The 21,878-nt window shown below is 36.0% G+C and carries 19 protein-coding genes, 1 pseudogene and 1 riboswitch; of the genes and pseudogenes, 14 read left to right on the forward strand and 6 right to left on the reverse strand.

What is annotated here, in order from left to right; genetic code table 11:
• Positions 1-420: 420 nt before the first annotated feature.
• Together I7822_RS12825 and I7822_RS12830 are read right to left on the reverse strand one after the other, a co-directional pair.
• Positions 421-1,262 (reverse strand): annotated as a pseudogene (locus I7822_RS12825) (YitT family protein).
• A 249-nt stretch (positions 1,263-1,511) separates the two neighbouring features.
• Positions 1,512-2,675 (reverse strand): ROK family transcriptional regulator, encoded by a 1,164-nt coding sequence (locus I7822_RS12830; protein WP_207978671.1) that lies wholly within the window; start codon positions 2,673-2,675, stop codon positions 1,512-1,514.
• A gap of 254 nt (positions 2,676-2,929) precedes the next feature.
• On the opposite strand from I7822_RS12830, the gene xylB reads away from it, so the two are divergent.
• Positions 2,930-4,429, forward strand: coding sequence for a xylulokinase (gene xylB, locus I7822_RS12835; RefSeq protein ID WP_207978673.1), 1,500 nt, complete (start codon positions 2,930-2,932; stop codon positions 4,427-4,429).
• 22 nt (positions 4,430-4,451) lie between these two features.
• Positions 4,452-5,444 carry a Gfo/Idh/MocA family protein gene (locus tag I7822_RS12840; RefSeq protein ID WP_207978675.1) on the forward strand — a complete coding sequence of 331 codons (993 nt, stop codon included), beginning with the start codon at positions 4,452-4,454 and terminating at the stop codon, positions 5,442-5,444.
• A gap of 55 nt (positions 5,445-5,499) precedes the next feature.
• On the opposite strand, the gene I7822_RS12845 is transcribed toward I7822_RS12840, so the two are convergent.
• The gene (locus tag I7822_RS12845; protein ID WP_207978677.1) at positions 5,500-6,414 is read right to left on the reverse strand and encodes a VanW family protein; all 915 of its coding nucleotides are present in this window, start codon (positions 6,412-6,414) and stop codon (positions 5,500-5,502) included.
• A gap of 34 nt (positions 6,415-6,448) precedes the next feature.
• Complete coding sequence (locus I7822_RS12850) at positions 6,449-7,297, reverse strand: hypothetical protein (RefSeq protein WP_207978679.1); 849 nt, start codon at positions 7,295-7,297, stop codon at positions 6,449-6,451.
• Between the two features lie 214 nt (positions 7,298-7,511).
• On the opposite strand from I7822_RS12850, the gene I7822_RS12855 reads away from it, so the two are divergent.
• The 9 genes from I7822_RS12855 to I7822_RS12895 all read left to right on the forward strand — a co-directional run bounded on the left by I7822_RS12855 (position 7,512) and on the right by I7822_RS12895 (position 15,791).
• Positions 7,512-8,141, forward strand: a complete 630-nt coding sequence (locus tag I7822_RS12855) for an NUDIX hydrolase (RefSeq protein ID WP_207978681.1) — start codon at positions 7,512-7,514, stop codon at positions 8,139-8,141.
• Positions 8,142-8,296: 155 nt separating this feature from the next.
• Positions 8,297-9,277 (forward strand): bile acid:sodium symporter family protein, encoded by a 981-nt coding sequence (locus tag I7822_RS12860; protein ID WP_243459442.1) that lies wholly within the window; start codon positions 8,297-8,299, stop codon positions 9,275-9,277.
• Between the two features lie 123 nt (positions 9,278-9,400).
• Positions 9,401-9,503: riboswitch (TPP riboswitch) on the forward strand.
• 163 nt (positions 9,504-9,666) lie between these two features.
• Complete coding sequence (locus tag I7822_RS12865) at positions 9,667-10,944, forward strand: acetylornithine deacetylase (protein ID WP_207978682.1); 1,278 nt, start codon at positions 9,667-9,669, stop codon at positions 10,942-10,944.
• A gap of 82 nt (positions 10,945-11,026) precedes the next feature.
• Entirely contained in the window at positions 11,027-11,701 is a 675-nt protein-coding gene (gene tenA / locus I7822_RS12870; protein ID WP_207978685.1) for a thiaminase II, read from the forward strand.
• On the forward strand, positions 11,694-12,458 hold the full coding sequence (locus I7822_RS12875; RefSeq protein WP_207978686.1) for an ABC transporter ATP-binding protein: 765 nt from the start codon (positions 11,694-11,696) through the stop codon (positions 12,456-12,458). Before tenA ends, I7822_RS12875 begins: the two co-directional genes overlap by 8 nt.
• Positions 12,455-13,207: an ABC transporter permease gene (locus I7822_RS12880; RefSeq protein ID WP_372442151.1), complete on the forward strand. Its 753-nt coding sequence runs from the start codon at positions 12,455-12,457 to the stop codon at positions 13,205-13,207. Before I7822_RS12875 ends, I7822_RS12880 begins: the two co-directional genes overlap by 4 nt.
• Positions 13,204-14,226, forward strand: coding sequence for an ABC transporter substrate-binding protein (locus I7822_RS12885; protein WP_207978688.1), 1,023 nt, complete (start codon positions 13,204-13,206; stop codon positions 14,224-14,226). Before I7822_RS12880 ends, I7822_RS12885 begins: the two co-directional genes overlap by 4 nt.
• Before the next feature lie 115 nt (positions 14,227-14,341).
• A complete protein-coding gene (locus I7822_RS12890; RefSeq protein WP_207978689.1) occupies positions 14,342-14,845 on the forward strand; it encodes a VOC family protein in 504 nt (167 codons plus the stop codon).
• Between the two features lie 244 nt (positions 14,846-15,089).
• Positions 15,090-15,791, forward strand: a complete 702-nt coding sequence (locus tag I7822_RS12895) for a class I SAM-dependent methyltransferase (protein ID WP_207978691.1) — start codon at positions 15,090-15,092, stop codon at positions 15,789-15,791.
• A gap of 46 nt (positions 15,792-15,837) precedes the next feature.
• Here the strand turns inward: I7822_RS12895 and I7822_RS12900 are convergent, their stop codons facing one another.
• Both I7822_RS12900 and I7822_RS12905 read right to left on the reverse strand, forming a co-directional pair.
• On the reverse strand, positions 15,838-16,614 hold the full coding sequence (locus I7822_RS12900; RefSeq protein WP_207978692.1) for a SurA N-terminal domain-containing protein: 777 nt from the start codon (positions 16,612-16,614) through the stop codon (positions 15,838-15,840).
• Positions 16,615-16,998: 384 nt separating this feature from the next.
• Entirely contained in the window at positions 16,999-17,811 is an 813-nt protein-coding gene (locus I7822_RS12905) for a GNAT family N-acetyltransferase (RefSeq protein WP_207978694.1), read from the reverse strand.
• A gap of 337 nt (positions 17,812-18,148) precedes the next feature.
• Between I7822_RS12905 and proC the strand changes: the two genes are divergently transcribed.
• The 3 genes from proC to I7822_RS12920 all read left to right on the forward strand — a co-directional run bounded on the left by proC (position 18,149) and on the right by I7822_RS12920 (position 21,826).
• Complete coding sequence (proC, locus tag I7822_RS12910) at positions 18,149-19,000, forward strand: pyrroline-5-carboxylate reductase (RefSeq protein ID WP_207978695.1); 852 nt, start codon at positions 18,149-18,151, stop codon at positions 18,998-19,000.
• A 419-nt stretch (positions 19,001-19,419) separates the two neighbouring features.
• Positions 19,420-20,550, forward strand: coding sequence for a glutamate 5-kinase (gene proB, locus I7822_RS12915; RefSeq protein WP_207978697.1), 1,131 nt, complete (start codon positions 19,420-19,422; stop codon positions 20,548-20,550).
• A gap of 13 nt (positions 20,551-20,563) precedes the next feature.
• A complete protein-coding gene (locus I7822_RS12920; RefSeq protein WP_207978698.1) occupies positions 20,564-21,826 on the forward strand; it encodes a glutamate-5-semialdehyde dehydrogenase in 1,263 nt (420 codons plus the stop codon).
• The last annotated feature ends 52 nt before the right edge of the window (positions 21,827-21,878 follow it).

Below are 21,878 nucleotides of genomic sequence, written 5' to 3' on the forward strand. Positions count from 1 at the left end.
TTTTGGGAGCCGGATTTTTGTTTTTTATCTCTGGCTGTAGACAATAATTTGATATGTTGTGTTAGAAAACTTGAAGTTTGACTTTGGTATTAAATATTGGGGATTTGTAAAATAAAGTGCAGAGTTTGCAAAAAAATTGCTGACATTTGCAAAAAAAAAATTCAGAGTTGCAAAAATAGCACTGATTATTGCAAAAAAAGTCTAAAGTTTTACAAAAAAGCATCCAAATTAGATAGTAAACTACATTTTGTAATTAGAGTTCTTAACCCTTAATTAGATTAATACGCAATACATAGATACACTTTCATATAGAAAAAAGCTAAAAACTCCAGAGAATGCAGAGTTTTTAGCTTTTTTTGAAGTACCCATAGATAAGCAATGTAAAGCTTATGGTCTTACAAGAGACGTATTTGTTATCTTTTAATGGATGGCAGTCTTAAATCTGCCACCATGAGATTCTTGTGTGTCCATAATTGTTGCTTTAGAATCTATTTCAGAAACAATCGATTTTAATTTTGCAACTTCTAATCGAGTTACAACGACATAGATGACCTCTTTATCTTGATCCTTTCCCATAAAGCTTCGTTACTCCACGCCCAAGACGATATGTAATCGCATCTGAAAGCTCTTCATACTCATCAGAAACGATAATCGCTGCTTTTGTTTCATCAAGCCCCTGTATCACAGCGTCAATTTTTTTCGATGCAATTATAGTAGGTTAGGATCGAATACATCGCCTGTTCCCAGCCTAGGACAAACCCTGCCCATCCAAATACAAAAATATTAAAAAACATAACAAATTCTCCGACAGATAATGGAATTTTTTTTGTTAGTAAAATACCTAAAATCTCTGTACCATCTAAAGCACCGCCATGGCGAATGACTATACCAACACCTGCACCTAATAGTAATCCACCAAAAACAGTTGCTAGTAAGGGCTCTGTTGTAAATGCATCTATATGATGCAAATTTGATTCTATAATTGCTAACATGATGATACTGAATAAGGATGAAACGAAAAAGTTCCGCCCAATATGCTTATAGCCCGCAAAGAGAAATGGGATATTGATAATTAAGGCTAGGATCCCAAAATTAATATCTGTTAAATAATTGATTAATAACGAAATCCCAATGATCCCACTATCAATAATAGAATTCGGTACTAAAAATAACTCAATGGCTGCTAATGATGCACCTACCATCATCATAATATACCGGAATATCATATGCCTTTTTGTTTCTTTTTTATGCTGTTTTCCCATGTTAATAAACACCTTCTTATTAAGGTTAAACTAATGTTGTTTCTAATTGTATTGGAATAAATATGAGGATTTTTTGTGGAAAGTATCGCTAAGGATTAGATTATTAAGTAGGAATCTCCCATTGGAGTGTTAATTGAAGTTAAGTGATGAATTTTAAACCCTGTTTAGTTGGGGAAACTTACAATTAATTGAACAATATCCAATCATAAATAAAAAGCTGGCTTGCATCATACAAGCCAGCAAAACAAATTAATATTCTTTTAATTCTCGATTAATAAAGCTCTCAGCAGTAAATGCGGCTACTCCTAAAGCAGCTGAGTGGGTTGAGTGTTCTGAAAAGTTTATTTGTAAGTCCTTTTGTTGAAAGGAAAGGGCATGGGAATAGACGATATCTAGTAGCGGTTGCTCGATCCATTCTTTTGCCATTGCTAAGCGATTTCCGATGATGATTTGTTCAGGATTAAAGGTATTAATGATATTATTAATGCCATAACCCAAATATTGTCCGATTTCTTTGAATAACTCAATTGCGTTTATATCATTTTTTAAGGCTAATTCTATCAATGATTCAAGTGTAGAATCCTTTTCTACTCCGGCTTTGTTAAGAAGCGCATGCTCAGATGCGTATGCTTCCCAACAACCTTTACTTCCACAGCTGCAAGGTGCACCATTCATTTGAATGACCATATGGCCCATCTCACCAGAAAAGCCGCTTAAACCTTGGTACAAATTATTATTTAAAATTAATCCTACACCAATTCCGATACCTGCGCTAACATAAATGATATCGTTAAACTTTTTGCCAACACCGAATTGTTTTTCACCGTATGCACCAGCGTTTGCTTCATTTTCGATGATAACTGGAAGATCAAATTCTTTTTCAATAAGCTGTTTAATTTCACAGTTTTTCCAGCCTAAATTTGGGGCAAGTAACACTTTTCCTTGCTTATTAACAATACCCGGTATTCCAATGCCAATTCCAACAACTCCGTAAGGACTATTTGGGAGATCTTTCATTAATGTTTGGATTGTGGATTTTACTTGTTGCATAACAAATTCGAAAGAAGTATTTTTGATACTTACATGATGTTGTGCTATGATTTTTCCTTTTAGATCTGTTACAACCCCTAAAATGTAGTTTACACCCACGTCAATCCCGATTGAATAGCCAGCAACATGATTATAATGCAAAAGGACAGGACGGCGACCACCGCTTGATTCTCCTGGACCAGATTCATACACAAGTTGTTTTTCTAGCAATTCATTGACTAGGGAGGAAACGGTTGCTTTATTTAAACCAGATGCTTGTGCAATATCAGCTCTTGAAATCGGTTCTTGTTGGGTAATTGTACGAAAGACAAGAGATGTATTGTTTTTCTTGACTACTTGTTGATTCCAAGTAATTGTTTTCAAATAGCTCACCTAATTTCAGCGTTCTTTTCTAGACTAAGTTTATTCTTATATTATAAACTTAGTTTATCCAATAGACAAACATTTTTCGAGGTGTTATAATTTTGGTAGTGAAATAATGTAATTTAATTATACATATAAGGTTTTTATACAGCCCTTTATGAAAGAAAGAATGCTAGATTATTATTTTGTAAGGGTTTTCTTTAGGGGTGTTAATATATAACATATCCATCATTTTAATATAAGGAGTTTTTACTATGAAGTATGTTATCGGAATTGATTTAGGTACAAGTGCTGTTAAAATTTTATTAATGGACAAAGAGGGAAATGTTGCTCAGGAAGTTTCAAAATCCTATCCATTGATCCATGAGAAGTCTGGGTATAGTGAACAAGAGCCAGAACAATGGGTTGAAAAGACACGTGAAGGTCTTTCTGAGCTTGTGACCGAATTTAAAGGTGATGTGGAAGACATCGAAGGGATAAGTTTCTCAGGCCAAATGCACGGACTTGTTCTTTTAGATGAATCACATAATGTGTTACGAAATGCGATTCTTTGGAATGATGTAAGAACAACACCACAATGTAAACAAATTTATGATGTTGTAGGTCAGGAACGCCTACTTGCTATTACAAAAAATCCTGCATTAGAGGGATTTACGCTTCCTAAGATTTTATGGGTAAAAGAACATGAACCAGAAATCTTCGAAAAATCTGCTGTGTTCATGCTTCCAAAAGATTACTTACGCTTCCGGATGACGGGACAAATCCATAGTGAATACTCTGATGCAGCTGGAACATTATTATTAAATGTTGGGGAAAAGCAATGGAGTAATGAAATATGTAATAAATTCAATATTAAGCAGGAGCTTTGTCCACCACTTGTTGAATCACATGAATGTGTAGGGACAATTACGGAAGAATATGCTAGTAAAACAGGTCTTTCTCCGGCTACCAAGGTTTTTGCCGGTGGAGCTGATAATGCGTGTGGTGCAATCGGTTCAGGAATTTTATCTGAGGGGAATACGCTTTGCAGTGTAGGTACTTCTGGTGTTGTACTATCGTATGAAGAGAGAAACGATCGTGATTTTGAGGGGAAGGTTCATTACTTTAACCATGGTAAACAAGATGCGTTTTACACAATGGGTGTTACGCTCGCAGCAGGGTACAGTTTAAGCTGGTTTAAGGATGTCTTTGCTGAAAATGACTCTTTTGAAGCATTATTAGACGGTATTGAACAAATTCCAGTAGGCGCTAACGGCTTATTATTCACACCATATTTAGTTGGAGAAAGAACGCCACATGCTGACCCAACAATTCGTGCAAGCTTTATAGGTATGGAAGGCTCACATACAAAGAAGGATTTTGTCCGTGCAGTGTTAGAAGGTATTACGTTCTCTTTGCATGAATCAATTGAGATTTTCCGTGAAAGTGGAAAAATAATCAACACGATTACTTCAATTGGAGGCGGCGCTAAAAATGATACTTGGCTGCAAATTCAAGCAGATATCTTCGATGCAAAAATCATTAAATTAAAAAGTGAACAAGGTCCTGGAATTGGTGCTGCCATTCTTGCAGCATTTGGTGCTGGATGGTCAAATTCACTTCAAGAAATTGCGGATCTCTTTATTCAACCAGCTAAAACCTATGAGCCAATTGCTGAAAATGTTGAAAAATATCAAGAGCTGTTTACTTTATATAAAGGTGTTTACCAGCAAACGAAAGAATTAAATGAAGGATTAGCAGCGTTTAGAAAATAAAAACTTTTGGGGATGAGATAACATGTCAGTTGTACGTTGGGGAATTCTTAGCACGGCGAATATTGGCCAAGAGCAATTAATTCCTGCTATTCACCGTTCGAAAAATGCAGAGATAGTTGCAATTGCTAGCAGTAGAGATACGATTAGCGAAATAGCTGAAAGGCTTAATATTCCACATACACATTCAAGCTATGAGGCGCTTTTACAAGACCCGACTATTGATGCAGTCTATATTCCACTTCCAAATCATCTGCATAAAAAATGGGTGATTGAAGCAGCTAAGTATGGTAAACATGTTCTATGTGAAAAGCCAGCAACTCTTAATTCATCTGATACGGAAGAAATGATTGCTGTTTGCCATGACCAAAATGTAAAGTTCATGGAAGCTTTTATGTATCAATTTGACCCTATGAATCAACGGGTAAGGGATATAATTGCAAGTGGAGAAATTGGTGATGTAAAGCTAATGCGTTCAAGCTTTTCATATTATTTAGGTGATCGTGAAACTAATATTCGAATGAAAAAGAATGTGGGTGGCGGTGCTTTATATGATGTTGGTTGCTATTGTATTCATGCGATTCGCAATATCATTGGTTCAGAACCTATTGATATTAAAGCAACAGCAAAAATTGATACTGCAACTGGAGTGGATATAACAACCACTGTTCAAATGGAGTTAGAAAATGGGATTCAGGCGACATTTGATTGCAGCTTTGATATGTATGAAAGTCAGTATTATGAAGTGATCGGTACAAAGGGGAAAATAAGTGTTCCATTTGCCTTCCGACCAGATCAACATGGCGGCGGAATTATTAAAGTTGAAAAACAAAATGATGAACGAATTGAAAAGTACCAGGCTGACAATTATGTGCTGGAGGTCGAGCATTTTTCTCAAGTCATATTAGATAATAAGCAGCCTATCTATACAGCAGAAAATGCGATACAAAATATGCGCGTGATTGAAGCTTGTCTGGAAGCGATTGAAACAGGTCGTGTAATATCGTTATCAAAATAAATAGTTAGCTCTGGCGATTTTCGTCAGAGCTATTTTGTTACTCTGCACTTTTGTTTTAGTTATCACCACTAGTATGTACCTCTTTTGGTAACTCATTTGGTGCACTTGGAACTTCTCTCTTATAATGTTCAAATGTATCAGAGGAAAGAATTACAATAAGTAATTGGCCTCCTATTACTTTGGAACGAATGAGGAGAGGCTGGGTATGTCGATTTTGAAAAGTGAAATCCGGACCGTACCAGCTTACAGTAGCATCACGATTTGGAGGAACATAAGGAACTCTCCTACTATGTGAATAGCGTTCAATAATTTTTACCCCTGCTCGGTCTACAGCATTAAAAAGGGTAGAGGAAACTTGGCAAATACCGCCACCGACTCCTTCTGCTAGTTCGCCTTTTACAATAATTGGTGCAGATAAATATCCTTTCTCAATTGTTCGTTTACCGACAACATTATTGAACGAAAATGTTTCTCCTGGAAACACAACAAAGTTATTTATTGCTTCTGATGCTAAAAAAATATTGTGTGAGCGTTCTTTATTTCTACTATTAAAATAAGTAATATATTGACTTATTCGTTTCGTGCTTATACTTGATAGCAACTCACTGTCAACCTTTGGATAAACAGTATTAACAGGAATCTCTAAGGAAGCAGAACCATTAGAATAAAAATTTGTATAAAAAGCTTCTCGAAATTTTTCTCGATTAAGCTTATGGCCCATCTGTTCACTAACTAAGTTTCCGTATTTATCAAATGATGCATTAATCGGTTCTTCATAAATTTCAGTTTCAAGTGTTTTTAGCAATTGATTATATTTTTCCTGATCAATCATTGACTTTTCAAAAGGAGGAATGCCATATTCAGAGCGATGAATAACGTTAATTTTTTCACCTTCAAAGGTTAATGATATGTCATCAGTAAGATTGCTTGGATGCATGGTTAGTAATAGTAACGTTAAAATCATTTTCATGAATTAGCTCCACCTTTAATAGTTTCTATATTCATTAGTTAATGGATGATAGGAGAGGATCAATATCTACCTTCCAGGGTGAAACAGGTGAGGTTCTCACCAATGTAAAGGAAAGTTCAGTTTTAATAGGTCCTATATTTTTAATAAACAATTTGAGCTCAACTGGGATCTTTGTTACTAATGAGTAAGGGTCAGGATCCTTTGTTTGAAGGATGGTCCATTGCATTGCTTCAATTTTGTCTATTTTTTTAAGCTCCCTTTTTATATTCTTGTGATTGCTTAAAGCGATTTTTTTAGCTAAGCTTTGATCTCCGTTTTTAATTGTAACTAGAAAAACATTTAGCAGTTGGGAGGATGGCAGATTGTTCATATATTCATCAATTTTTCCAGCAGCTTTTAGAATCATAACATGATGTGATATGTCTGATTTACCTGTCCGATGTGTTGTGCTCCCAGCAAAATGAATGCAAAAATGACCAGGAAAACCGTTCTGAAGAGCACCTGCACCATGTGGCATACCATGCATAGAAGCAGGGATTAAGCTGCTGTCCTGTGCTAAAATTAAAACCGCTCTACGGTGCCAGCTCCAGTTTCCATCATAAATGGCCTTCATTATTTTTGTGTCTTTTTTAGTTAAGGGCTGAACATCAGCATGTCCACTTCCAGCTCTTCTTTGAACATCAAAACTCTTACCGCTTTCAACATCGATTACAGTAAATATCGATTTTCTTGGAAGTAACTCGTCTATAGAATCCCAATTTTGCAAGTCAATTTGAAAGCTTATTGGAGATGGAGGATTTTCGACTGTTGTTGCATATGTATGGTGATGGTCAAGTGAAAACAGTAGCAAGTATAAAATGAAAGTTAATAAAGTATATTTCACAGCTAAATGTCAACTCCGATATTTTTTAGATAAATTTATTTTGTGTGTTTTTTGTAATAAAATAGCTTTTAAAAAATGGAAAATTTAGTATCAACTCATTTGATCCATAAAATAGGAGTAGGAGCAAAGTATCTAATGGAGGATCACAATAGTGTACTCGAAGTTTTTATAATGGTAATATTTAGTTAGAGAAATATTAATAAGGGGAAGAATTATGCAAAATGAACAACTAAAGATTTTTGATAAAGATGGAAAGCAACAAGGGGTAGCGACTCGTAAGGAAGTACATAAAAAAGGCTATTGGCATGAGACATTTCATTGCTGGTTTATCAGTAGTGAAGAAGGAAATAATCATCTCTATTTTCAACTTCGAAGTGCAGCAAAAAAGGATTACCCGGGGCTATTGGACGTTACGGCTGCAGGGCATCTCTTGGTCAATGAATCGATACATGATGGGATAAGAGAAGTTAGAGAAGAGCTTGGACTGAATTTATCAATCAATGATCTCTTTTCACTTGACGTAATAAAGGATTGTTTAGTAGGTGAAGAATTTTTCGATAACGAATTTTGTCATGTTTTCTTATATGAGTATCAACATCGTTTTAATGATTTTAACCTTCAGAAAGAAGAAGTTTCAGGGATCGTAAAGGTTAAAGTTATTGACTTTCAAGAACTATGGTTTGGGAATAAAAAAGACATTTTAGTGGAAGGTTTTGAAGTGAAAGAATCAGGTGAACATGTAAAAATACAAAAACTAGTTACGAAACAAGGATTTGTACCACATGAGGATTCCTATATTGAAAGGGTTCTTGATCTCATTAAAAAATACATTTATTTGAAATAATAAGTAAGTGTAGAATGTTAATTACTAATAAAGCTCTATATTTCTTTATCCGGAAAAATGTGCATCTTTTTTAAACATATTAACCACTTGTTCCTTCTAAAATTTGTTACAATGGCATATACATAGGTTCCATCATTAGAATAGGAGAATGCATCATGCTTCAAACCGTAAATCGGCAGCTTGAAAGGTTTATGCCATTCATTACACCAGTTAGTGTTATTCTCGGTGTTATCTTTGCCGACCATTTACTAATTTTCTCATTTTTAATTCCGTGGATTTTTGCATTCATTACGTTTTCAGGAAGTCTCAATTCTAATTTTGCCTCACTAAAAGGAGTTATAAAAAGTCCACTTCCTTTACTCATTATTCTATTACTCTTGCACATCGTGATGCCAGTGATCGCATGGTTTGCAGGGCATTTTCTCTTTGTGAATGATCACTTTACTGTTACTGGATTGGTGTTAGCTGCTGTTATTCCAACAGGGATTACTAGTTTTATTTGGGTCACAATATATAAGGGGAATGCTGTATTAGCCTTATCAATAATCTTATTTGATACAATTCTTTCTCCATTTTTAGTGCCACATACACTCTCATTTCTTGTTGGGCAGAAAGTAGAGATCGATACTTTTTCGATCATGAAAGGGTTGATATATATGGTGGTTCTTCCTTCCATAATAGGTATGCTCATAAACCATTTATCAAAAGGGAAAAGCGTAAATATCAGCAAAACATTAGCACCGTTTGCTAAATTAGGGCTAGCTTCTGTAGTCATGATTAATGGTGCAGTTGTTGCCCCTTATTTAAAAGTGATTACAAGTAAATTAGTTGTTATTGCGATAACTGTTTTTATTCTCGCTTTTATAGGGTATCTTCTAGCTTGGTTAGTTGGGAATTGGTTAAACAGAGATCGAGAAACAAAAGTAGCAATGATCTTTACTGGGGGGATGCGCAATATTAGCGCCGGTGCTGTTATAGCAGTTCAATATTTCCCACCAGCAGTAGCGGTTCCTGTCATTGTCGGAATGTTGTTTCAACAAATTTTAGCGTCTATTTTTGGTTTTTTATTTAAGAAGTTTGAAGATCGTAAAGTCCATTCTAGAAAACAACTTGCTAACAACGTTAGTGCTTCATAGTCTTGATTTAAGTTCACATGAAATGGATGAAAATCAAGCAGATAAATGAAATCTGTTGCTAAATATAACATATTGTGTTAAAAATAATGTAATTAACCTAATCGTTATTTGATAATTTAATAGATTCACCACTAGGGGAGCTTTATGGAGCTGAGAGAGACGGATGTCTTGACCCTTATTACCTGATCTAGATAATACTAGCGTAGGGAAGAGGTGTTTGAATATAAGCGTGAAAACGAAAGACTTATTACTTAACAAGCGTTTATACATATAATGTTCATTCAAACCACTTCTTACCATGAGAAGTGGTTTTTTTATGTCCAAATTATGGTTTCCACCTACATGATAAGGCAATTTGCCTGATTTTTCACTACTAAAGGAGGCATAACATGACAAAGCAAATCGAGCTGTTAGTAGAGCAAATTGATGTAAGAAAAGATGAGCTTATTGATTTACTTAAAAGGCTGATTGAATATAAAACCCCAGCACCCCCTGCAAGAAATACAATGGAAGCACAGCAGTTTGTTGCTAACTTTTTAAGAGAAAAAGGCTTCTCCATTGATATGTGGGATGTTTACCCGAATGATCCAAATGTTGTAGGTTTTCTAGAAGGTAAGCAAGCTGATACCTATAACAGCTTAATCATTAACGGTCATATTGATGTTGCAGAGGTTAGTGAGGATGAGGAGTGGGAAGTTAATCCGTTTATTCCTATTGTAAAAGACGGTGCAGTCATCGGTCGTGGTGCAGCAGATATGAAGGGAGGTTTAGCTGGTGCACTGTTTGCTATTCAGATTTTACATGAAGCAGGAATTGAACTGCCAGGGAGCCTAACGTTTCAGTCTGTTATTGGTGAAGAGGTTGGGGAAGCAGGAACACTTGAATGCTGTAACAGAGGGTATACGGCAGATTTCGCTGTTGTCGTGGATACAAGTGATTTACATATACAAGGCCAAGGCGGTGTGATTACTGGCTGGATTACTGTCAGGAGCTCAGAAACCTTCCATGATGCAACAAGAAGACAAATGATTCATGCTGGTGGAAAGCTATTTGGCTCAAGTGCTATTGAAAAAATGATGAAAATAATCCATGGTCTGCAAGAGTTAGAACGCCATTGGTCAGTGATGAAAAGCTATCCAGGATTTATTCCGGGAACAAATACAATTAATCCAGCAGTTATCGAAGGTGGTAGACATGCTGCATTTATTGCGGATGAATGTCGACTTTGGATTACTGTGCATTATTATCCAAATGAATCTCATGAACAAATCATAAAGGAAATCGAGGAACATCTACTTCATGTAGCTAAAGCTGATCCGTGGTTACGGGAAAATCCGCCGACATTTGAATGGGGTGGGAAGTCAATGATCGTTGATCGTGGTGAAATCTTCCCTTCTCTAGAGGTCGATCCTACCCACCCTGGTGTGAAACAGCTAGCGTCTGCTCACCAAGCAATTCAAGATAGCGAGGTAGTTGTTGATGTTTCTCCAACAGTAACAGATGGTGGTTGGCTTGGTGCTGCTGGAATTCCAACAGCAATTTATGGACCAGGAAACTTACAAAATGCACATTCAGTAAATGAGCAGGTTTCAATTGAACAGCTTATTGAGTATACGAAAGTTATTTTAAAGTTTATATATGAATGGTGCCATACGAAACGCACTTGAAAATAGGGGCATGAAGTGACACTACCATGAAAGAAGAGTGAAAAGGCATCTTTTATGAGCTCATCTAAAAGGAGGTAATTTAATGAAATTCAGTCAAAGACTTTATGACAAGGTTCTACCGATATGGAATCGAAATCATACCCATCCATTTGTACTTCAAATGGGGGATGGAACATTAGAAAAGGAAAAGTTTCGTTTTTACATGATTCAGGATTATTTATATTTAATTGAGTATGCAAAGGTTTTTGCCTTAGGTGCAGTGAAGGCAACAGATCTTGAAACAATGGGGAAATTTGCTGCATTACTTCATTCAACACTGAATGAAGAAATGGAGCTTCATCGTCAATATGCAAAACGATTTGATATTTCTGTTGTAGAGCTTGAAACAGCAAATCCGTCACCAACAACACTGGCTTATACACATTACATGCTCCATGTTAGTCAAAATGGAACACTTGCTGAGCTTGTTTCCGCGCTACTTCCATGTATGTGGAGCTATTGGGAGATTGGGAAAGAGTTAAATCAAAGAAAAGGTGCAAGTGAACATGAGTTTTATGGTGAGTGGATAAGTATGTACGCTTCAGATGAGTTTGGTCAGCTTGCTACATGGTGTATCGACTTAATTGATCAATTAGCTGAAGGTAAGTCAGAATCAGAGCTTGAGAAACTAGAGGACATTTTTCTCAATACAACTCGTTTTGAATATATGTTTTGGGATATGGCCTACCACGAAGAGATGTGGCCGACAGATGAATAAGTCAGCCTTAAAGTTTCAAAATGTTAGCTTTCACTATGAAGAAGGAAAAAACCCGATCCTCAAAGATTTTGATATACATATTAGCGAAGGTGAGTTCGTGAGTATAATTGGACCAAGCGGTTCTGGGAAAAGTACATTATTTAAGTTAGTTACAGGATTGGAACAGCCAACAGAGGGCGAGATTTTTCTAAGGGATCAATTGGCTACTAATCGTCTTGGGCAGGTTGGCTACATGCCACAGCAAGATCTGCTTTTACCATGGCGGACAATTGTCGAAAACGCCGCCCTTCCATTAGAAATAAAAGGAATTAAAAAACGTGAAGCACATCAGCAGGTTCTTGAATTACTTGATGCATTTGGCTTAAAGGGTGTTGAAGACTGTTATCCGAGTGATTTATCTGGAGGGATGAGGCAAAGGGTTTCGTTTTTACGGACTATTTTAACTGGTGCTCAAGTCTTACTGTTAGATGAACCTTTTAGCGCCCTTGATGCAATCACACGAATTTCTTTGCAAGAATGGTTATTAGCTCAATGGCAAAAGCGGAAGGAAACAATTCTTTTTATTACACATGATGTGAATGAGGCGCTGTTTTTATCAGATCGAATCTTCGTTTTTACGGAAACGCCAACTAGTAAAATAGAAGAAGTTAAGGTTCCGCTCGGACGTCCGCGAAACTTAAAGGATTTGAATAAGCCTGCATTACTGGAGATGAAGGATTATTTGATTGACCAGCTTCGAACGAGGATGAAGCTATGAGTGTTTTGAAAAAATATGCCGCAGCATGCCTTCTGGTTAGTTGCTTTTTATTAATCTGGGAGGTAGGGGCTAGACTGATAGATTTGGGGTTCATTCTACCAGCGCCAACTGATATAGTTCGTAAACTTTGGGAATTAAAAGGTCCTTTATTTGTTGATCATTTACCTGCAACTTTGTTAATTATTTTTATCGGTTTATTCTTATCAATTGTTTTTGGAGTCGGCTTAGCGGTGTGGATGAGTGTAAGTAAAATGGTTGAAAGAACGTTTTATCCAATAATCATCGCGTCACAAACGATACCAATTATAGCTCTTGCACCAATATTTGTCCTTTGGTTCGGTTATTCGATCTGGAGTAAGGTTGTCGTGACAGTTCTTATTACGTTTTTTCCAATAACAGTAAACACATATGATGGGCTTCGCTCAACGAGTAAGGAATACAGAGATCTATTATTAACAATGGGAGCAAGTAAAAAGGATCTTTTCTTTAAGTTACAAGTACCCTCATGTGCCCAGCATTTCTTCTCTGGCTTGAAGGTTGCAGTTACACTCAGCGTGATTGGTGCAGCGATTGGTGAATGGATTGGTGCTCAAGCTGGTTTAGGCTATTTTAGTAGACGAATGATGACACAGTTTGATGGGGCAGGTGTTTTTGCTCCGATTGTTTTGCTATCTGCAGTAGGAATTATCTTATTTATTTTCGTCGTTTACTTAGAAAAAAGAACATTAAAATGGAGGAAAACAAAATGAAAAAGTTATTATTACTTATTTTATGCTTTATGCTTGGTTTACTGACAGCATGCTCAAGTGGTGAAAGTACTTCAAAAGAAAATGCAGGAGAAGAAAAAGAAGTAACAAAGGAACTAAAGGATGTTAGTATTATGTTGGATTGGTATCCAAATGCGGTTCATAGCTATTTGTATGTTGCCCAAGAAAAAGGATATTTTGAAGAGGAAGGACTAAATGTAGACATTCAATTCCCGGCAAATCCTACAGATCCGATAAATCTAGCAGCTGCAGGTCAAATAACACTAGGAATCTCTTATCAACCTGATGTGATTATTGCTCGTGCTAATCAAGATGTAAAGATTAAGTCTGTTGGTGCAATTGTTCGCTCACCATTAAATCGAGTAGTTTATCTTGAGGAAAGTGAGATTCAGTCTCCAAAGGATTTAGAAGGAAAAACTGTTGGTTATCCAGGGATACCGCTAAATGAATCTCTTATTAATTCTATGGTAAAAGCAGATGGTGGGAATCCTGATAACGTTGAAATGGTTGATGTTGGCTTTGAATTAGGGTCTTCCATCGTTAGTGAAAAAGTAGATGCAGTGATTGGAGCATATATCAATCATGAAGTACCTGTATTAAAGCATGAAGGCTATGAAACTCGTAATCTTAACCCAACTGAATATGGTATTCCAAGCTACAATGAGTTAATAGCAGTTACAAGTGACAAAACATGGGAAGAAGAACAAAATAGCATTAAAGCATTTTGGCGTGCTGCAACAAAGGGCTATGAATTTACAGCTGAAAACCCTGAAGAAGCATTAAACATACTATTAAGTAATCAGGATGAAGCCAACTTTCCACTAGTCGAAGAGGTAGAAGTACAAAGCTTAGACATACTATTACCACTTATGGAATCAGATGAAGGCTTTGGAAGCCAAAGTAAGGAACAATGGGAAGATACAATTAACTGGATGAAAGAGTCTGGGTTAATTGAAAAAGAGCCAGCTGTGGATGATATATTTGTTAATATTACTGAGTGATTGAACGTACGTGCTTCATTTAATGGAGCACGTTTTATTATTTTTAAACTGTCCCATAATGAATAAGTAGTATATGCTAGAAAAAAATCGTATATAAGAAAGGAAGGAGAGTAGTATGAAAAACAAAATCCAAAAAATAACATCTAACTTATGGTTCGATACACAAGCAGAAGAGGCGGCACAGTTTTATACTTCAATCTTTAAAAATTCCAAAATCGGAAGAATCACTCATTATAAAAAAGCGAGGCATGAAATCAACGGGATATCTGAGAGAACAGTAATGACCGTGGAATTCCAACTAGAAGGACAGAAATTCGTAGCGTTAAACGGTGGCCCTCAATTTAAATTCACAGAAGCAATTTCATTTATTGTTAACTGTGAGTCACAAGAAGAATTAGACTATTATTGGGGAAAACTCTCTGAAGGTGGAGACGAAAAAGCCCAAGTGTGCGGTTGGCTAAAGGATAAGTATGGGGTTTCGTGGCAAATTATTCCTGACTCCCTATTCGAAATGGTAAGTGACCCTGATTCAGAAAAATCAGAAAGAGTAATGAAAGCAATGCTCCAAATGGAGAAAAAAATAGATATCAAAACTTTAAACGAAGCCTTTGATGGATAGGGTAATAATAGGAGGAAGTGATTAAAGCATCTTTTAAAAACTTGCTGTGCAATAAAGTAACACTGCAATTGATGTAAACAAATATGTCACAATTTTGTTGTAGGAAAGCCCAAGTTTACAGTTATCCATCTCTGATGTGTAATTATTAACTGTTGGTAATCTTTTGAAAAAATGGTTGTTAATTAAGTGAATTTTGTAATACTATATATATGTAAGAGAATTTCATAATTAGAGGTGAGAAGAGATGAGTAGAGTTGAGGCGAGTAATAAGCTAGATTTAGACCGTATTGTGTTTATTGGTAGGACGTATGAAGAATATGTTCAAATGTTTTCATTAAAAGAAAATGAGCTAAAGGGAAAAAGGATTTTAGAATGTCCTTCAGGAGCATGCTCCTTTACTGCAGTTGTAAAGGAAAAAGGTTTTGATGTAACAGCATGTGATATCGCATACACTGTTCCAATAGAAAGCTTATTAAAAAAGGGTTTAAACGATATTGTCCATGCCATGGAGGGTATGGAGAAGATAAAACATGGATATAAATGGGATTTTTTTAGTAGTATAGAAGAGTTGAAAAATCAACGAATAAGAGCATTAAAAGATTGCACAGCTAGTATGAAGAAATTTCCTAGGCAATACGTAACAGCAACACTCCCCCATTTGCCTTTTCAAAACAATGAATTTGATTTCACTTTATCTGCACATTTTCTATTTATGTATGGGGATAGACTAGATTATTCCTTTCACCTTAAAACATTGAAAGAGCTATTAAGAGTTACAAAAGAAGAACTCCGTATTTTTCCGCTTGTTGATTTAGAGGGGAAAAGATATGAGCGTTTAGAAGAATTGCTAAGTGAACTTGGTAGTGGAATTAGATTTGAAGAGGAAAAGGTTTCATATGAATTTCAGACAAATGCGCATACCATGTTGAAAATATATAAGAACTAAATGAAAAAGGCTGTGTGACATCCACACAGCTTTTTTCGATCTGAAATTATATTTTCAACTCTATTTTAGCGTCTTTTCGAAGTTCTTCTACTTTAGCACCAAGTTTTTCTTGCGTTTTTTGTTGCTCAAGCTGAACTTTTAAAGTTTCTTTAACATCTTCGTATTTCGGTGTTTCTTGACCTTCTGCAACTGAACTAACCATAGAATCATAATACTCTTTCAACTCTTCTTCTTTAACCTCTTCAACTTTTAAGTCTTTTTCTACATATTGGCTATATCTAACTTTATCAGCAATTTGACTTTTTAGTTCTTCAAGTGAAAGGTTAGTATCTTTTAAAGCTTTTTCAAATGCCTCGTCATTCTCATATTGAGCTTTGATCGTATCTAAATCTTTATTAATTGCCTCTTCAGTCGCTTTATATCCTTTTTTATCAATTTCTTGCATGAGCAAAGTCTGTCCTACAAGGCTTTCAAGTGTATAGTCTTTTAATTGTTTTGCTGTTTCATCTGTCGTTGGGTCTTGTCCCATTTGTTGAAATTGTGTTTGCGAAATACTTAATGCTTCATTGTATTCAGAACCCTTAATCTCTTGACTATTAACAATAGCAACTACACTATCATCCTTTACTTTTTGAGCCTCAAGTTTCTTTTGCATTTCTTCAGCATCAGCAGCAGTTTGTTCTTCGGTAGCCTTTTCCTCTGTTGATTCTTCAGTTGTTTTTTCGGATGTTGCTGTTTTCTTCTCTTTTTCTTCATCATCATTACATGCAGCAAGTGAGAATGCTAATAGCCCCATTAATAATGTAAGTAGTATTTTTTTCATCTGTCGTTCTCCTTTCGCTATTAAGGGAAGAAAATCTCCTTATCTAGACGTACATAATTGGAATTGTATAACAATTAGAAGAAAAATGAAAGGTTCTTTACTAGGAAAGTAAGAAATAAATCAATATTCCTAAAGAAAGTATTCGATTTTTATTAATCGTTTTCCTTTTAAGTCTATCATGTTAGTTCAAATAAGTAGTTAGAAGGATTTTAAATAAAGGAAAGCTTTAGAAAAAATATTATAGGGCTAAAACTAGTAACTATTTAGAAGTGAAAAGAGCTAAAGTTGTTTTTTAACTAGAGGATATAAAGGTTTTCAATCTCCGGAAAAAGCGGAGGCGACTGTTTCAGCTAAGAGCCTCCGCTAAATCATGAGAGTTTTAGTTTATATGTCACTTGGGCTTTGTTCTTTAGGATATGCCATTCTCCACATCCCGATATCCTTAAACCCTAGTCTTTTGTAAATTCGACCAGCCTTAGGATTATCATAAAACAAGCAAAGTGATTTACCTTCTGACAGTAGTACCTTGCATAGCTCTGTCATAACGATAGATGCAAGACCTTTCTGTCGTTCAGAAGGATGTGAGCATACACCAACGACCATGCCAGAATACTGATTTTCAGCTGTTGTCGAGGCAATGGAAAGAATGTTTCCTGCTTCATTCTCAATATAGAAGGAACGGCCAGTTTTTGATTCAAGTGTACGTATAAAGCTTTGTTTTGATGCTGAGCTAAAATTAAATTCCTTAATTTGTTCCTGAAGCTCAAAGACCCTCTCTACTTCATCTAGGGTTGCTTTTTTTACTGGATAATCAAGTGTTACTTCTTGAATCGAAAGGCTGTCTTTTAACTCAGCAAAATAAGTTAACTTCACTTTGTTTAATGGGATTAGTTGTTGAATACTGCTTACGATTTCATCTTTTCCAGAGACCATCATTAGTTCAGGGTCCGCTGAAATGACTTCTATCATTTTTGTTAAATCAATCACAGATTTTGCGTAAGGAATGTAGGAATTCTGATACCGTAGCAAGACCCCCTCAATTTCTCCAGTATTGTCAAATTGAGCATAAATATCTTGAAAGTCTGCTTCATAACCAAAATTTTCAATATCACCAATAATAAATAGGTTCATTGCCCGTTCTTCTAACAAAAATTCCATGATCTTTTCATGATCAGCTGATGTACATCGTCTAAACAAAGCACTCCCTCCCATTTCAATTTGTTTATTTAAGAGGTAATTATACAAACGTTTTTAAAAAGTGCAACTGTTTTTTTACATTTTATACCTTAGGTGAATATCATAAAGATTTTGAATTTTTGGTTATCATCATTCTTGAAAATAAGGGATGAGAAGCGATAAAGCTTCCTGAGACGCTTTTAAGAAGATATAACTCCTAATGGTAACGCTTACACTAACTAATTGGAAGAAATGCTTACAACATTTCCTTAAGTCCTTGAATATGAAATTCAGCGTGTTAGTATTAAATCGTTAGCGAAAATACGAACAAAAATACGAACGATATTGGAGAGATGAGATGCTACACAATAAAACAATCGCATTTTTGGGTGCAGGGTCAATGGCGGAAGCAATGATCTCTGGTTTAGTAAAATCAGGGAAAATCGCAGCGGAACAAATCATTGTGACAAATCGTTCCAATCAAGAACGATTATCTGCTTTAGAAAGCAATTATGGAATTAAAGGGGTTAAACGAGAAAATCTCCAGTTTGATCAAATAGATATTTTTATCTTAGCTATGAAGCCAAAAGATGTTGATAAAGCATTAATCGACATAAAAAGTCATATCAAGCCAAATCAGCTCATATTATCTGTTTTAGCGGGAATTACAACATCATACCTTGAACAAAATCTCCATAAAGGCCAGCAAGTAGTTAGAGTTATGCCGAATACGTCAAGTACAATCGGAGAATCAGCTACTGCAATTTCCCCAGGTCATGAAACAGCCGATGAAAATGTGAATTTAACGAAAATCTTGCTTGAATGTATTGGTGCAGTATACAAGATTGAAGAAAAAGATATGGATATCTTTACAGGACTTGCAGGAAGTGGTCCAGCCTATTTCTATTATTTAATGGAGCATATGGAACAACAAGGTGTTCTTGCTGGACTAAATATTGAAACAACAAGACAAATTATTGCGCAAACTATTGTAGGTGCTGCAAAGATGATCCAAAGACAGGACAAAACACCAACTGTTTTACGGGAAAATGTTACGTCGCCAAATGGTACAACAGCTGCTGGACTTGATGCGCTTGATGAAAATGGTGGAGGAATCGCAATCTCTAAGGCTGTTGAGCATGCTGCGAAACGCTCGAAAGAGATTAGCAAGCAGTTACAAGAAAGTCTGTTAGTTGGTTCTTTAAAATAAAAGCTCTTTTCTTAGAGATTGTTGCTTTAGAACGAAAACTATTTAACGTTGATTGGAGCGGATTGCGACACTGCAGGCGTTTACGCCGAAGATGCTCACCGCCTGCCCCGCGGAAAGCGAGCATCTCTCGCTGCAATCAACCACCCCGAACTACTTGGTAAATAGCAACAAAGTTTACCAAAACAGTCAAAATAAAAAATCGAAATAAGTAACCTCGCTTGCTTAAAATGGAAAAGGTTCTCTTATCTTATTAAATTACTATAGGACTAAATACTTTACTAAATTTTTTATGTCTAGCTTAAGCGCCTAGCACTAGTAAGCAATCCATAAATGAATACAAAGAAAGCCTTAAATGATGGATTAACCGATGATTCAAGACGCTAGCGCTTCGGACTAAAAACTGACTCAGGAGTGATAGAATGGCGACCCTAGACAATGAGAAAAAACGGGTTGTAATAAAAGTAGGAAGCAGTTCCTTAACTAGTCGACATGGAGAAATTAGTCGACGTAAATTAGAAAAATTAGCAGATGAAATAGCGTTACTTAAAGATGAGGGACATGAAATTGTATTTGTTTCATCTGGAGCTGTTGCTGCAGGCTATCGAAAGTTAGGCTGTATTGATCGACCAACATCATTACCAGAAAAACAAGCTGCAGCTTCGATTGGCCAAGGCTTATTAATTGAAGCCTATTCAGAAATATTTTTATCCCACGGTTATGTAGCTTCACAGATATTAATCACACGTAGTGATTTTTCTGATGAATCACGTTATAACAATGTTCGAAATACGTTAAATGTCTTATTAGAACGTGGAATTATTCCGATTGTTAATGAAAATGACACGGTAACAGTTGATCGCTTAAAGTTTGGTGATAATGATACATTATCTGCTAAAGTTGCAGGGTTAATAGAAGCAGATCAATTGATTATCCTTTCTGATATAGATGGTTTATATGATTCAGATCCTCGTAAAAATGATGAAGCGAAACTGCTCGAGAAAGTATACGAGATTACACCTGAAATAGAAGAAGGTGCCGGTGAATCTGGAAGTGAAGTTGGCACAGGTGGAATGAAATCAAAAATTGATGCCGTAAAAATCGCGATGGCTTCAGGTATTTCGACTTTTCTAGGTAAAGCAAGCATACCGAATATTTTAGGTGATGCAGTAAATGGAGAGGCAAGAGGAACGTATTTTGAAGTGACAAATGAGACAATTAACTTAAATCAGAAAAAGCAATGGATAGCGTTCCATTCTGGACCTGAGGGAGAACTTGTTATTAATCAAAAGATAAGAATGTCAATTGCTGATCATAAACATAGTATTTATTCATCAGATATCGAGGAAGTAAAAGGACAATTCGAAAAAGGTGCGGTTATTCGAATTATTGATCATCTAGGTGAAAGGATCGGCTTAGGAGTTGTAAATTACTCGAATGAAGATTTGGAAAAATTAAGTGAAATTACAGGTGAAGAGGTAGAAAGACTCGAGGTTGTTCATTTTGATGACCTAGTATGTGAACTTGAATTGTCCTTACCTGTTGGAGTTTAAAAGGAGGAATTGCATGAATGTAACAAAAGAACAAACAAACGTTGAAGCACAAGCGATTGCAGCAAAGAAAGCAGCAAAAAAAGTTAGCTTACTATCAAATGAAGAAAAAAATGAAGCATTGCACATTTTAGCTGATAGATTGGAAAAAAATACTCAAGACATTTTAGATGCAAATGAAAAAGACTTACAAGAAGGTCGTGAAAAAGGCTATGAAGAGGCGTATTTGGATCGCCTCGCCCTTTCGAAGGAACGCATCACTGATTTTGCAGAAGGACTTCGTCAGGTTGCAAAATTAGAAGATCCCACAGGGCGAACACTTTCGAACTGGACACTGGATAATGGATTACTAGTAAAAAAAGTATCCGTTCCCTTAGGTGTCATTGGTATGATTTATGAAGCTCGTCCTAATGTAACAGTCGATGCAACAGGCCTTGCCCTTAAATCAGGAAATGCCATTATACTAAAAGGCGGATCATCTGCTTTATCATCAAACAAAGCAATCGTGCAGGTTATGCATGAGGCATTAAATGAAACAAAAATCCCGCAGGAAGCTGTTCAATTTATTGCAAGTACAGATCGTGTGGCAACACAGCAGCTCTTTACAATGAAGGAACACATTGATGTGTTAATTCCTAGGGGTGGAGGCTCATTAATCAATGCAGTTGTAAATAACGCAACAGTTCCAGTACTTGAAACAGGTGTCGGTAACTGCCATTTATATATTGATGTTGAAGCAGATGTTGAAAAAGCATTAAACATTCTTGTTAATGCAAAAACAGACCGTCCAGCTGTATGTAATGCACTAGAAACAGCCATTATTCACAAGGAATGGCTAGATAAAAACAAAGAAGCACTAGATGCTACCTTCAAAAAACATAATATTACGGTTCATGGTGATGAAACGGCACTTAGATACATCCCTAATGGAGTAATAGCAACTGAAGAAGATTGGGCAAATGAATATTTATCTTTAGATATTGCTGTTAAAACTGTAAACAATATTGAAGAAGCAATTGATCATATTGAAACTTATGGAACGAAGCACTCTGAAGCGATCATTACTGAAAACAATGATACAGCAAAAACGTTTATGAATTTAGTCGATGCTTCAGCGCTCTATCATAATGCTTCCACTCGCTTTACAGACGGTGGGGCACTAGGTTTTGGAGCGGAAATTGGAATCTCAACACAAAAGCTGCATGCTCGTGGACCAATGGGATTACCCGCATTAACAACTGTTAAATTTATAATGTCCGGTAATGGACAGATACGATAATATAGTTAGTCGAAAAGGATGATCGTACATGTTAATGTCGATCATCCTTTTT

Origin of the sequence: Metabacillus bambusae (genome assembly GCF_017497975.1) — a bacterium.
Classification (GTDB): Bacteria; Bacillota; Bacilli; order Bacillales; family Bacillaceae; genus Metabacillus; species Metabacillus bambusae.